Raw genomic sequence first — 13,026 nt, forward strand, 5'->3', positions numbered from 1 at the left:
CATCAACCTCATCTTTCAATAATTTAATAGTGTACCTCTTCATAGTTTCTTTTAAAGGTACAAAATTAATACGTCATATCATAATTAACTTAACACTAGCTTTCTCCGGTACCCCGTGCTATACCGGATACCTCCTCAAATATTTATAATTCGGAAGAGGATTTGATTGAATTGTATTGATTTGTAAACCAATTGCATGTGCCCGTGAATACCTTTATTCAATTCTCGACTTTCGTGTTTTTTTACTGGAAATATTTTTTACCTTTCTAGCTCAACCAAGCAAAAATAACGCATGAAGGTATTAGTCGTAGAGGATGACCTGGTGTTACGAGCCGTTTTGAAACAGTTTTTCACACTGAAGGGCCACGAGGTTTATGAAGCAGCGGATGGAAGACAGGGGTATCAACTACTGGTTCGGGAAAGTCAGCTGGACCTGATCATCACCGATATCATGATGCCTCGTATGAATGGGTACGAAATGATCGAAGCAATCAAAGCAAATCCGGATTTACGCGGCATCCCGGTGATCGTCATCACAGCCGGCAAAATCGATTCCGAAAAATTCAACTCTTCCGGAGCAAACGAAATCTACCAAAAGCCGCTAGCCCTCGACCAACTGCTTAAAAAAGCGGAGACACTGATTCAACTAGCTAATCCGGAATCGAATACGTGATCGTCACGACAAAATCCAACTGGGAATCCACCTGCGCTTGTAGCGTATATCCGTTTTGGATACAATAACGCTGCGATAGGTAAAGGCCCAAGCCCAGGCCTTGTTGCTCCAAATAGGCCCGGTTCAGTTGAAAAAACGGGCGAACCAAAAAAAGTTGTGGCCGGTCAAATTGCCCTTGCTTGTTTCGAATCTCTACTGCGTTCTCCCCACTGTTAATAACCATTGGTTTCTCTGAATCACCGAATTTAGACCCGTTTTCCAATAACTCCCGTATCACAAATTCCCATTGGGTGGGTTCAAAATCGAGAATTCGGTCACTCCCATGAACGCTAAAATCAGGTATATCCTCACCGGATTTCCGCAACGCCTTTAACGAGTCAAACAACGACAGCTCCTGTTTCTGTGGTTGGCCAAGATTGCCGAGTTCCTGAAATAAGATCAGCTTTTGCAAGCTATTGTTAAGCCGTTTTGCAGACGAAAAGGCCTTTTCAATCCAGTCCGCCTGTAATTCGCGAGCCATGGGTTCGTCAGAGAGGAAATTCTCATGCAGCAACTCCAGGATGCTCAATACCCCAAAAAGCGGAGTGCGCAGCTCGTGGAACCGAACATTCCGTTCTTCGTTTAGAACCGTCTCCAGGTGGTGGTTGGCCCAGGCTTCCCGCTTTTCCTTTTTATTCAAACTGATTTCCACCGCTTTGAATAATTCTACTGCCTTAATGGGTTTGGTCAGGTAATCTTCGGCGCCACCTTCCATCCCTTCCCGAATCTCTTCCTTGCTCACCTTCGCAGACAGAAAAATAAAGGGGAGGTTGGCATAACTAACATTCGCCCTAACTTTTTGAAGCAATTCGTATCCGTCCATGCCAGGCATCAATATATCCGAAACGATGAGATCGATCGGGTACTTTTCCAGCAGTTTCAGGGCCTCCTGCCCGTTCGCTGCTGCAATAACTGCGTACTTTTTAATTTCCAGCAGCTCCACCAGGTTGGTTCGCAGGTCTGCTTCGTCTTCTACGAGTAAAATCTGCTTAGCGGATGACATAGGGCAAGGTTACGTTAAACGTGGATCCTTTTCCTTCCTCGCTGGTAAATCGGACGGTCCCATTCAATTTGTGCACCATCTCCCGGACAATGTTGAGACCAAGCCCGGTCCCTTGAATCGTGGACACATTTTTGGAGCGAAAAAAAGAATCAAAGATGTACTGCTGATCGCTTTTGGGAATTCCGATTCCATAGTCTTTCACACAAAAACAATAGTCTTCTTCCCCGAAAGTTACTTCAATCTCCGGTCCTTTTTCGGCGTTTTGGGAATATTTGTAGGCATTGTCTACCAAATTGGATACAATATGGTAGAGTAGCCGATCATCCGTTTTTACCGTCTTTTCACGATCTGGAAGTAGCAGCTTAATGGGCCTCTCCGGAAATTGTTCGTACGAAAAATTTTGAACAAAATCCTCAAAAAACATTCCTAAATCCACTTCTTTTAGTACCACTTTGATCTTTCCCTCCGCATTTTTTTCGAGGAGCAAGACATCGTCGATCACTCCCGAAAGCCGGGACACCTGCGCTCCAATGCGTGTCACGTGCTGTAAACCTTTCTTTCGAACCACCGGATCGGGAATTTCATTCAAGTAAAACGCTAGCAACTCGTTACTACTGGAAATCGTGGACATGGGTGTGCGCAATTCGTGGGAAGTCATGGAGATAAACCTGGATTTCAGCGTATTGAGTTCCTTTTCCTTTTCATAAGACACGATAAGCTGCTCTAACATCAACTCGCGTTCGGTCACATCCCGGGAAGTAGCCAACATCGCGTACATTTCCCCATTCTCATTCCAAAGTGGCTTGCGATAGGTTTCCAGGTACACCGGCTTTCCGGTATACTTATGTAGGTGAACGACGATCAGTTTGATTTCTTTTTCCAAATCGTGTACATCACCACTGGAACTTTTAATTTCAGCAAAAGCAAGGGGATTTTCTCCAATCACCTCTTCCGGGCGATACCCAAGTAGCTTATAAATCGACGGCGAAATATAACTGATAGTCATATCCAACTCGTGTACCGCGATGATGTCATTTGAATTCGCCGAGATCAATTGGTACAATTTATTTGCTTCCTCCCTTTCCTGCTCCGCTTTTTCTTTTTCCCTGTTAATCCGAATGGTCTTAATCAGATTGGCATAGCTGGAAATTAAGGGTTGCAGGAGTACGATATCGTTCGAAGAATAATCCGTGGGCTTGTTGGCAAAGCCCATCAAGCCCACGAGTTGCTTGTCTTTGTAAACCGGGATGCCAAGGTACCGTTTTAATGGCGGATGCCCCCTTGGAATTCCCCCACTGCGGGGGTCGTTGGCCGCATCGTTGGCAATAACCGTGTTCCCTGTTTTGAGCGAGTAGCCAAATAGCGTATCCAGGTTGCGAAACTCAATCCCCGTTTGAAAATTTTGCTGATAAAAGGCCTCTGTTTCATCCGACCAGGCAATATTTGTAATGGTGTGGGACTTGAGATAGGGAGCACCCTGTTCGTCGTACAATACCTCTGCCATAAACCCAAACTGACTATCTATCAAGGTCAGGATTTTTTCAAACAGTTCGTGTAACGGTTTTCGGAAATCATCCTGCTGGTAAAAATTCAACTGGGTATCGTTTACCGCTTCCAGCAATTGGTTGTACTGATTAATCTTTTTCTCGCTTTCCAGAAGCCGGAGTTCCTTGGTTTTCAAGTCCGTGATATCGGAAAACTTACCGCTGATAGTAATTACGCGGCCGTCCGCATCTTTTTTGCTAACCCAGGCTCGGTTGCGTAGCCAGAGTTGCTTTCCCCGATCGTTGACGATACGGTAGGTAAGATCCATGGGCTCCCCCTTAAACAAAACCTGACTGGCCTCGTATACCCCTTGCCGGTCTTCCGGATGAACGATTTTCAACCAGTACCGATCGTCGGATAGAAAGGAACTATGCTTCAAGCCCAGATTTTTTACATTTTCCGTAATAAATACCGGCTCCGTGACGCTATCGGGGGTCCAAGAATACATCACGTCCGTGACATTGTCCAGAATGGATTTGATGCGTCGATCGGAGACAGTCAGGGCATCCAACATCTCTTTTTCATTGGTAATGTCTACCAGAGAGCCGGACACACCCGAAAATGTCCCTTTTTTGGAGAAGTTGGATAGCATGGATAATTTGCCCCAAAAAGAACCATCCCCCCTAATCCTAAACTTTAAATCCAACTCTACCGAATCAGGCTTTTTCATTAATTTCTTCCAGGAACGCTGGAATATCGCTTTGAATTCATCATCAAGAAAGTCGCTGAATGCCCGATTGGCCGAAGCCGCTCTCTCGTGCCCGCTGATTTTCGTCCAGGGCTCGTTGATATAGGCAATGCTCTGATTTGCATCCAGCCGAAAAATAACATCGTTGATGCTGTTGATCAACTTTACGTATTTTCTGTGACTCTGAACCAAACGCTTTTTCTGTTTCCGGTTCAGAACCAGGGCCCCCAGGGTGGCGGCAAGGGCATGCAGCGCGGCCACCTGCTCTCTTGAAAATAAATCTTCCGTGCTGCAGTTGTCAAAACCGATGTATCCCCAAAACTTGGCGTCTGAAAAAATCGGCACAAATAGATAAGCAATGATGTTCTGCTCCTGCATAGCCTCGTAGAACACCTTGTTTTTCGAGTTTTTCACCAGATCGTAAATCACCTGGTTTTTCTGCAGTTTGGATTCCAGTTCCGGAAAAATCGAATAGGGAAGCGCTTGAAGTAAGGTGAAATCCATCTGTGCGTCGATCTCCTTGGCCACCCATTCGAATGCGTAGGACATGCAAAATTCCCCCGACTCGTTAAAATGGTTTTTGAAAATATAAATACGGTCCACGCCGGTGGCCTCTCCAAGCACCGCTAAGGTTTTCTGTATGCCTTCACTCAAACTAGCCGATTGCTGCAGAAGTACGTGAGATTTTCCAATCGCTTCCAAAATCCTCCCGTTATCTATCATCTGCGCTTTCTTCCTAAAGACCATTGATTCCTATACGCCATAGTGTAGGTTTCAATGTAAACATTTTTTTCTAGTAAAAAAATTCCCTGTTCAAATTCATTTTGATGCCCGCGTGAATTGAGGTTGCGCCAGGGGGAATTCCAATTCAAAGGAAGTTCCCTTCCCTTCTTTCGAGCGAAAGGAGATTTTCCCTCCCAACCGCTCCACAAAATCCCCGACGATCAGTAGGCCCATTCCGGTACCGGCAAAGGCCTTCGCATTGGACGCCCGATAGGGAATGCGGAATAGCTCTTTTTGTTCCATTTCCGGTATCCCCACGCCATAATCGCGCACAATTAGGGTGAAAGATCCGTCCTGGATGTGAAGCGCTAGCTCTGGATCCTGCCTACCCGGAGAGTACTTAAACGCGTTACTCAAAAGGTTTCTTAAAATATGCTCTAGCAGCAGCTTATCGAGGGTGACTTCACGGTCCTCATCTGGCAACGAAAGAGCCAGGTTTCGGTTTTTCATCGCAGGCAGTTCAAGACCTCGCACGAGATCACGGATGAATGCTCCAAGAAAAAATGCCTCTCTGGAATTCGCAGGACCATTCTTGTGAACATTGCTTAGGAGCACCAGTTCTTCCAAAAATGCATTCATGATCCCCAAGTGCTTACCAATTTTCCGGAAGTGCTCGCTAAAATACGGTACCTCACCTTTTTCCCGCTCGTAACGGTCTGCGTAATGATTCAGTATTTCCAATGAGCTGAAAATTGTCGCCAGAGGTGCCTTAAACTCGTGTACGGCGTAATTGATAAAATTTGTTTTGATGGCATTTTCCCGCTTCTGCAATTGCAGCGCCGTTTTCAATTTCTCTTCTTTTTGCTTAAACTCGCTGATATGCTGTACCTGGCCACGAAAAACACAGCCCTTTTCGTCCCACTGGGCCTCACCGCAGAAACGGAGCCAATACATTCCAAATTGTATGTTTACAGATGTTTCCCAGGCTACCGGAAGTCCCTCATCGGAAGCGTACCCCTTGGATTTCCTTTTCTTCACGAAGGCACGCTGCATCTCCTTTCCCAGCGTTCGCCGAATTGCATCGCGTTCCTCCTTTTCGGGGGATACGCCCAATAGAGCGTCCCAATCCAACGGACTTTCCAGTCTCCAAAAAAAACCATCTTGCCGAAACTCTACCGGTAAAACAACGACCAAACAGGTTTCATCCGGGGGGCGCTTTGACACCTTGGGTAAAATCATACAGCAATACTATCAATTAATTTTAGATCAAGCGACAACGAATAAAATTAAAGATACTCGTAATTTCTACGCGTTTTCGCCGCTTGTATATTTTGCTAATGAAATGCATCCCTGTATTAACAAACGGAGCCTTGAGCGGCTACCGAGTTCCTCCCTGCCTGATTCCCTTTTTTTAAGCAGGATCCCACCGGTGTATTGCTTGGGAATAAGGAAAGTCAATGCATGGTCTTGATGCTTACCATGCAAGATCGCCTCGCATAGGCTCCTCGGGTAAATTTTCCTTTTTTGGAACCAAATTTGTGGTACTTTTGTCTAATTCATTCAAATGGGGCTGACCGGTTTTGACAGTAGGTGTAAGGACTGGGCTCGCATGCAGGCTGGAGTATGTACGGCCTTGAACGATTCATACGAACCATACTTGGCGAATCTAATTACGCCATGGCTGCCTAATCTTACCCTTCGGGGAATAGATACTGCTTAAAGGGTTGAGCTTCGATAGATGCTCCCCGGCCACATCCCACTACCCGTTGCACTGTCCGGGTAGAGTTGGGGTGTCGACTTGACGGTGCTGCTCCCTGTGAGGCTACTAAGCAGGGCTAAGACAAGTGGCTAAGCCGGAAGTAGGTGTGTCACCCAGCAGCTTTCGGCCGACAATCCAATCGGTGACTAAGCATGTAGACGGTACGGTGTTTCCCTATCTGGACGCGGGTTCGACTCCCGCCAGCTCCACACCTTCTAAACCCTAACCAACTTTAAATGGGTGGTTGGGGTTTTTTGTTTTTAATGAGGTATTAATTGGGGTGTTGATTTTAGCTTTTTAGAGGACAGAACAAACCGTACCGGCGGGTTTTCGCTACGCTATTTTGGATCGAAGGCTGGGCCTTGAACTGGGAGCTACCCTTTGGGACAAATATTTTTCCCCGGTCTCCGGAAGACAAAATGGGCATGCTTTTCTGGAGAAGGCACCGCTGCGTGCGAATCAAAAGTCAGGATGAACCCTTCAACGGCCACTGGCCCTGCTAGACTTTCTGCAATTTGCTGAGGTCTATCCGTACGGCGTAGCTGTTTTGATTTTTGCTAGAAATCACGGCAGTGCCCCAAATATCCCTTACCCATTTAGGTCGACATGGGCCTATTGTTTTGTTCGTACGTGTAGATTCAAATTTTAGTGATGTTGACAAAAAGCCTTTCTACCACGCTCGATTTATTTCTGGTTATTCTTATTTTCGTATCATCAATCATTTCGATCATTCCCCCATCTGCCCGGAGTATCCTTTTGATACACAATGGATTGATTAAGTGTGAGTGATGAATTCGTAGAAAGCCGTTTAAACAAAGGGCTTTTTCCAAATCTTTTAAATTTTTTGAAACGAGGTAGGGCTGCCTGCCTCTGAGTACGTATATATAGCTGTAATTCCGATCGGCTTCACACCGGATTATTTGGCCAATTTCAATGATTTCATAGCCTTCAATGGTCGGTATCGCCAAGTGATCGCACACTTTTTGGTTTTGCACTAAAACTTGTTTGGGAAATTCGCTACAAGCAGGACTGACCACTGTTGATTTCCTCCGCTTCCAATTTTCAATACACCGATGAAGCTCACCCACAATCAGTGGTTTTTGGATGCATTCGATGCCATGTTGACGAACGGACGCAGCATCAAAATCCATGCTTGCTGTCAAAAACACAATATCAAAAACAAGCCGGGAACTGACTTTCTTCTTCTCCCTGATAAGTTCCATTCCAATCAACGGAAACATCTCCACATCAAGAAAAAGTAAATCAAAATCGTCCATCCCTGCTTCCCAATCAACCAAAAAGCTATTGGCCTCCGGGTAACCCTTTACAAGCCGCGCACCTTTTACTTCATTTTCAATGCTATGCCGTAAGGCATCAATTTCCTTAGCTACACCAACTATACGAACCGTATTCTTCATAGTATCCACATAGGTGATTAATTCGTTTTTATAAATTTAATAAAAATAATATTTTACACAAATTCATTTTTAAAATACTTTATACCTTTTTTACGCGAAAAAACTACCAATTAAATATATTCTTTAAATAATATATTTTTATAATTAAAATAAACTTTTTTTATAAATAAGTCATCAATAGGTCAATGTTTGATCGTTGTTGAATTCGCGACTTGTGACAGACTTGAAGCCGATCATTTCGATCAGTGAAACCTAGTTGGATGCTATTTGCAAGGCACCAAACAGAACCTTTGCCATTCAATGGAGTCCGATGCAAACCAAGGGGCATTGCCGAAGTATCGTGTACTACCTGGACTAGACGTAGATTCACCGCAACCTATCCCTACTGCACCAGGCATTTTACATACATTCGTGATCTTAAAACACCTTTGCTTGCCTTTCCAAAATTTTTGTTTCCACATAAAGATATTTTACATACATTTTTTTACTGATTACATCATTTGTACACCCAAAGCTGCGATTGGGATAGGTTACTGGCAGGCAGGTACATTCTCCGTTCATTTCTCCGAGAATTAAACGTACATTCAACCTGCTCCAACCTATTTGATTGGCAATTTCCGTCGAATGGCCGGGAGTTAGCTTGACGCAATGCCATAGCCCGTTGGCCTGCCATGCCAGGGAACAGCTATATGCTGTATTCATTCTTTTAATTCCTATTCTTTGTTAAACCCAAATCCATTTATTCCATGAGAAACGCAACAAAAGGCCTGGTAAAAACCGGGTGCAGTCTACTAATCCTTCTGGCGTTTGCTGCCTGTCAGGATTTGACAGAAAATCAGCAAGAAGCCGTTACGCTTACCCAAAATACTGCAGACGATTTGTCGACCAATGAGTTTGAGGGCGATCTACCTACTTCTTTGGTCCCACTAAAGGATTATTCGAAGAAGTATTCGGAACAGCTAAGACTTAGTACCGCTTCCACCGAATCGAGTTTGGAGTCTCCGATCGAAGCAACACTGATGCCGGAGGAAAGCCATACCCAAACCCTGACCGGTAAAATCAACGGTGCCCCCTCCACCGGAGATGTGATGTTTATGTTGGATGTATCGGGTAGCATGGGGCGCGTTCTCAATACGGCGAAAGCCAATTCCATCAATATCATGAATGCCGTCAGAGGCTTAATACCCGATACAAATTTTGGTGCAATTTCACAGGTGGACTACAGCGGCCCCTTTGCTGGCTGTGGTTACAGTTCTACCTATGGAGCTAGTACTGATTTCCCCTACCAACTGAACGCCAACTTAAGTTCCGACCTGTCAAGTACTGCTACGGGCATAAATTCCATGGTATTAGGAAACGGAATGGATATTGCTGAAAGCTATACGAGAGCCCTTTGGGAATTGTACAATGACGAATCCATCAACTGGAGACCGGGCTCGAAAAAGATCGCCATTTATTGGCTGGATGCGATCCCCCATGATTGTAATGTCTATGGACTTGTTGGATTGAATGGGATATCCAGAGGCCCAGACCCGGGGAGGGATAACACAGCGGGTACAGCAGACGACCTGGAATTCGTTAAAACCATCAACGAATTAAAAGACAACGGGTATACCCTGATCACGTTATTTTCAGGCCCTACCTCAGGTGATGCATTCAATCTATGGCGAACTGCTTCACAGATTACAGGCGGGGATGCGTTTCCTTTTGATTCTTCCAGCCCGGATGTCGCAGAATTTATTGCCAACATTATCGCTGAAAACCTCAATAAAATTGACAACTTAAGTATTGAAACCTGCGATCCGGTCTATGCTCCCTGGCTCACGGCCGTTTCTCCCGGCTCCCATACAGGTATCGTTCTGGATGAGCCTGTTGAAAGACTATTTGATGTCACGGTTACCGTTCCGGAAGGTACCGCCCCTGGAGTGTATACGTTTGATCTTTGTCTGGTAGGCGACGGCGCGACCTATGGAACGACTTCGGTTACAATCACCGTTCCGGAACCAGTAGTACCCGTTGCTTTTGACGTGCATCCTGGTAGCTGTCCAAATCCCATTCAATTGCGAAGAAACGGTGTAATACCTACCGCAATCCTGGGAACAGCAGACTTTGACGTTAACGAAATTGACTTGTCTACCCTAACAATGGAAGGTGTTTCACCAGTACGGCATGCCTACAGCGATGTCGCAACTCCCTACCTTCCCCTCGCAGATAAGCCACTTGATTCTGGGGCATGCAATGAGCTCGGGAGCGATGGATTTATGGATCTGACACTTAAATTTGATGCGCAGGAAATCATTCAAACGCTGGGTGACGTTTCCAGAGACGACCTGATAAAAGTCAAGGTAATGGGTAAGCTTTTGGATGGAACTGATTTTGAGGGAGAAGACATCATTATCATCCGCTAACATATTCTGAACGATTGTGAAAAAAAGTTAATCAGGCGAACTACGGGCGAAAGCCTGAACACATCAAATCAGCCTGGATTCCCCCCATGCAATGAAAGCAACGGTTGACGAAACAATTCCGTCATCCGTTGCTTTTTTTTTTGGCATCCTGCCGCTCGCAAAAATGAATCATGTAAAAGCCCGAAGGTAAAAGGGTTACATCAACTCCGGCAATGTTCCGCCCGATCCATCACCTGAATTACCCATTTTGCCAGTCCGTGGCAAGGGTTCACGGAAATACCTGGCAGTACGGCAATCACAGCACCGATTGACGGTCCCACTACCTTATGGTGCACGTCAACGAAAACATACCGGCACTCCTCTGCCTGTTTCATTCCTACCATTCGGATCCTTTTCAGCTTGGTGTCCACGACCAACCAAATTAAGCCGCACAGAACCGGTTCAACCAATGCCTTTTCCGAAACAGTCCCGGGAACAAATGCCGATCATCAAGCAGGAATGTTTTTACGCTTTTTTGGCCACGTTTGCGCCACATGGTAAGGGGCAAGTTAAGAACCCAAAATTGGCAAACGCCAAGAACCGATCTAACAAATTCTTAACTAAAAAAAAACCACCCGAAGTGCTAGATAAGATCCTTAAAAATACCTACTTTTCGTTACTGTATTTCTAAACTTAAACGGAAAAAGGCACCGGTAAAAACGGGTGGAAAAATACCGACACGCTCCTTACGCTAACTCCCAAAAAACAAATCGGTTACCAACACGACTCCCATGAAAGCCTCCATTCGCCAACACCTGTCTGAACCCGATCAACTCGAATTCCTTTACCGCTCGGACAAGGCTGCTTTCCGAAAGGCATTTCTGGACCTGTACCCGGAACTGCGTGCATCCCCAATGGCTGCTTTCTGGTGGGAGCGACTCACCTACGAACCGGAAGGCCTCCACTGGGGCAAACAAAAGGAATGGGGCATCGTCCTGGGCCTGGCCGTACTTGCCGGTATCGCCGCCAAACTACCCCTCATCCTGGGCATCAACGAGGAGTTTTTCTACCCCCGAAACCTAGGCTTTATCCTCTTTGGCTCCCTATCTGCCTTTTTTTGCTGGAAAAACCAACTGGAAACGCGACAGGTACTCCTGATCGCCGCCGCAGGCTTGTCCGGCCTACTGTACCTCAACCTACTTCCTGCCAATCCCAAAAGTGATACCCTAATCCTCGCCTGCCTGCACCTGCTCTTTGTGCTTTGGTGGCTGTTTGGTTTTTCCCATGCGGGGGGAGGACAGCAACGCGAAAAAAGATGGATCGCCTTCCTCAAATTCAACGGCGATATGCTGGTCATGGGCGTCCCGCTGGCCATGGCTGGTGGCCTGCTAAGCGGCCTTACCATTGGGCTCTTTTCCCTGATTGGCCTACCCATCGAAGCCTTTTATACGGAATACATCCTGGTGTTTGGCTTGGCGGCCCTGCCCCTGGTCAGCGCCTACCTGATCCAGACCAACCCAAAAGTGGTGGGTAAAATCTCGCAGGTGGTTGCCTCCCTGTTCAGTCCGCTTGTGCTGCTGATGGTGACTAGTTACCTGGGGGCTATTCTCTATTCGGGCAAAAATCCCTACACAGACCGGGAGTTTCTATTGCTCTTCAATGGCTTATTGGTAGGGGTGCTCGCCCTGGTTTTCTTTTCCATCGCCGGCCTTTCCTACCAGCGAAAAAATCGCTGGGAGATTGGGGTATTGACCCTACTTTCCCTGCTGAGTATACTGGTCAATGCAGTCGCGCTGTCAGCTATCGCCTTTCGTTTGGCCGAATGGGGTGTCACCCCTAACCGCATGGCCGTGCTGGGAGGGAATGCCTTGATTCTGCTACACCTGTTATGGGTAAGCAAGAAGTTGATCGGTGTGCTTCGGGGCAAAGAAGATTTGGAGGCCGTACGAAAAACGATGCAGTCCTACCTGCCCGTTTACCTGGTCTGGGCCATTCTGGTCAGCCTGCTCTTTCCGACCCTTTTTGGATTCGCCTAGACCCGCTATTCGGCCGCGAATACGCCCCCGCATGCCCCCCGACAAAAACACCCCTTGCTGCTGCGTTCCTTTTTATTCTGCTAAAAAAACACGAAAAAAAACGGATACGATGGTATTTTTTTGTACCTTCACCGGATTACCTTTTTTCCGTATTCCCAAAACCTGCCCAAGAAAACCGTCGGCTTTGTGAAACGGATGTACCCGGCCCGCTAGTTTCCCCGGTATCTCCCATAAAAACCAAAGGAGCGGTATAAACTTTTCCAGCACAGGCATGTTTAATCCGCACGCCCCGTGTGCTTTTCAATAGTTAATGATACAATACCATGATTCCACTGATTAAAACAAGCGATGCAGACGCCATCTTTTCTACCATTAACGAACTGACTCCCGAGGAGAAAACCAAAGAAGTACGGCAATTGGTAAGTGAAATTCAGCATGCGAAAAAAGTGACGGATGCCAGCATGCCGCGCAAAGTCATCCAACTGAACAGCTACTTTGAGGCCAAATTTGAGAAAAACGAGCAGCTCATCGCCATGACACTGGTATTGCCCAAAGCAGCTGACCTGGAGGCCAATAGACTGTCCCTGTTTTCTCCGCTCGGCGTTGCCCTGATCGGATACAAAGAAGGAGATCGGGTGGAATGGCCCCTGCCAGTAGGCCATAGCCGTCAAGCTAAGCACTTAATCTGTTGATTTAAAGACATTTTGTCTTTCTTTTTCTCAAGTTTGAGGATTTTGGATGCTATTTCTGTAAGA

The 13,026-nt window shown here is 46.2% G+C and carries 10 protein-coding genes and 1 other RNA gene; 5 read left to right on the forward strand and 6 right to left on the reverse strand.

The window, feature by feature from the left end:
• The first annotated feature begins 292 nt into the window (after positions 1-292).
• Complete coding sequence (locus tag GCU44_RS22525) at positions 293-673, forward strand: response regulator (protein WP_154859649.1); 381 nt, start codon at positions 293-295, stop codon at positions 671-673.
• On the opposite strand, the gene GCU44_RS22530 is transcribed toward GCU44_RS22525, so the two are convergent.
• The 3 genes from GCU44_RS22530 to GCU44_RS22540 all read right to left on the reverse strand — a co-directional run bounded on the left by GCU44_RS22530 (position 651) and on the right by GCU44_RS22540 (position 5,910).
• Positions 651-1,715: an ATP-binding response regulator gene (locus tag GCU44_RS22530; protein ID WP_154859650.1), complete on the reverse strand. Its 1,065-nt coding sequence runs from the start codon at positions 1,713-1,715 to the stop codon at positions 651-653. The genes GCU44_RS22525 and GCU44_RS22530 overlap by 23 nt on opposite strands.
• On the reverse strand, positions 1,702-4,695 hold the full coding sequence (locus tag GCU44_RS22535; RefSeq protein WP_154859651.1) for an ATP-binding protein: 2,994 nt from the start codon (positions 4,693-4,695) through the stop codon (positions 1,702-1,704). The genes GCU44_RS22530 and GCU44_RS22535 overlap by 14 nt, the downstream gene beginning before the upstream one ends.
• Positions 4,696-4,767: 72 nt before the next feature.
• Entirely contained in the window at positions 4,768-5,910 is a 1,143-nt protein-coding gene (locus GCU44_RS22540; RefSeq protein ID WP_154859652.1) for a sensor histidine kinase, read from the reverse strand.
• A 327-nt stretch (positions 5,911-6,237) separates the two neighbouring features.
• Between GCU44_RS22540 and ssrA the strand changes: the two genes are divergently transcribed.
• Positions 6,238-6,642, forward strand: a transfer-messenger RNA (tmRNA) gene (gene ssrA / locus GCU44_RS22545).
• Between the two features lie 426 nt (positions 6,643-7,068).
• On the opposite strand, the gene GCU44_RS22550 is transcribed toward ssrA, so the two are convergent.
• A complete protein-coding gene (locus tag GCU44_RS22550) occupies positions 7,069-7,848 on the reverse strand; it encodes a LytR/AlgR family response regulator transcription factor (RefSeq protein WP_154859653.1) in 780 nt (259 codons plus the stop codon).
• A 417-nt stretch (positions 7,849-8,265) separates the two neighbouring features.
• The gene (locus GCU44_RS22555) at positions 8,266-8,550 is read right to left on the reverse strand and encodes a hypothetical protein (RefSeq protein ID WP_154859654.1); all 285 of its coding nucleotides are present in this window, start codon (positions 8,548-8,550) and stop codon (positions 8,266-8,268) included.
• Positions 8,551-8,594: 44 nt separating this feature from the next.
• Between GCU44_RS22555 and GCU44_RS22560 the strand changes: the two genes are divergently transcribed.
• Positions 8,595-10,256, forward strand: a complete 1,662-nt coding sequence (locus GCU44_RS22560) for a vWA domain-containing protein (RefSeq protein ID WP_154859655.1) — start codon at positions 8,595-8,597, stop codon at positions 10,254-10,256.
• 200 nt (positions 10,257-10,456) lie between these two features.
• Here GCU44_RS22560 and GCU44_RS22565 read toward each other — a convergent pair whose 3' ends face one another.
• Positions 10,457-10,639, reverse strand: a complete 183-nt coding sequence (locus tag GCU44_RS22565; protein WP_154859656.1) for a hypothetical protein — start codon at positions 10,637-10,639, stop codon at positions 10,457-10,459.
• Positions 10,640-11,026: 387 nt separating this feature from the next.
• Here GCU44_RS22565 and GCU44_RS22570 point away from each other — a divergent pair, with 387 nt between their 5' ends.
• Both GCU44_RS22570 and GCU44_RS22575 read left to right on the forward strand, forming a co-directional pair.
• Positions 11,027-12,271 (forward strand): hypothetical protein, encoded by a 1,245-nt coding sequence (locus GCU44_RS22570; RefSeq protein WP_154859657.1) that lies wholly within the window; start codon positions 11,027-11,029, stop codon positions 12,269-12,271.
• Between the two features lie 323 nt (positions 12,272-12,594).
• Positions 12,595-12,963, forward strand: a complete 369-nt coding sequence (locus GCU44_RS22575; RefSeq protein WP_154859658.1) for a GreA/GreB family elongation factor — start codon at positions 12,595-12,597, stop codon at positions 12,961-12,963.
• Positions 12,964-13,026 lie beyond the last annotated feature (63 nt).

Source organism: Cyclobacterium xiamenense (assembly GCF_009467825.1).
Taxonomy (GTDB): domain Bacteria; phylum Bacteroidota; class Bacteroidia; order Cytophagales; family Cyclobacteriaceae; genus Cyclobacterium; species Cyclobacterium xiamenense.

Coding starts and splice junctions, on each gene's coding strand:
- GCU44_RS22550 (WP_154859653.1), bottom strand. CDS start 7,848: ATGAAGAATACGGTTCGTATAGTTGGTGTAGCTAAGGAAATTGATGCC.
- GCU44_RS22565 (WP_154859656.1), bottom strand. CDS start 10,639: ATGGTAGGAATGAAACAGGCAGAGGAGTGCCGGTATGTTTTCGTTGAC.
- GCU44_RS22525 (WP_154859649.1), top strand. CDS start 293: ATGAAGGTATTAGTCGTAGAGGATGACCTGGTGTTACGAGCCGTTTTG.
- GCU44_RS22560 (WP_154859655.1), top strand. CDS start 8,595: ATGAGAAACGCAACAAAAGGCCTGGTAAAAACCGGGTGCAGTCTACTA.
- GCU44_RS22570 (WP_154859657.1), top strand. CDS start 11,027: ATGAAAGCCTCCATTCGCCAACACCTGTCTGAACCCGATCAACTCGAA.
- GCU44_RS22555 (WP_154859654.1), bottom strand. CDS start 8,550: ATGAATACAGCATATAGCTGTTCCCTGGCATGGCAGGCCAACGGGCTA.
- GCU44_RS22530 (WP_154859650.1), bottom strand. CDS start 1,715: ATGTCATCCGCTAAGCAGATTTTACTCGTAGAAGACGAAGCAGACCTG.
- GCU44_RS22575 (WP_154859658.1), top strand. CDS start 12,595: ATGATTCCACTGATTAAAACAAGCGATGCAGACGCCATCTTTTCTACC.
- GCU44_RS22540 (WP_154859652.1), bottom strand. CDS start 5,910: ATGATTTTACCCAAGGTGTCAAAGCGCCCCCCGGATGAAACCTGTTTG.
- GCU44_RS22535 (WP_154859651.1), bottom strand. CDS start 4,695: ATGGTCTTTAGGAAGAAAGCGCAGATGATAGATAACGGGAGGATTTTG.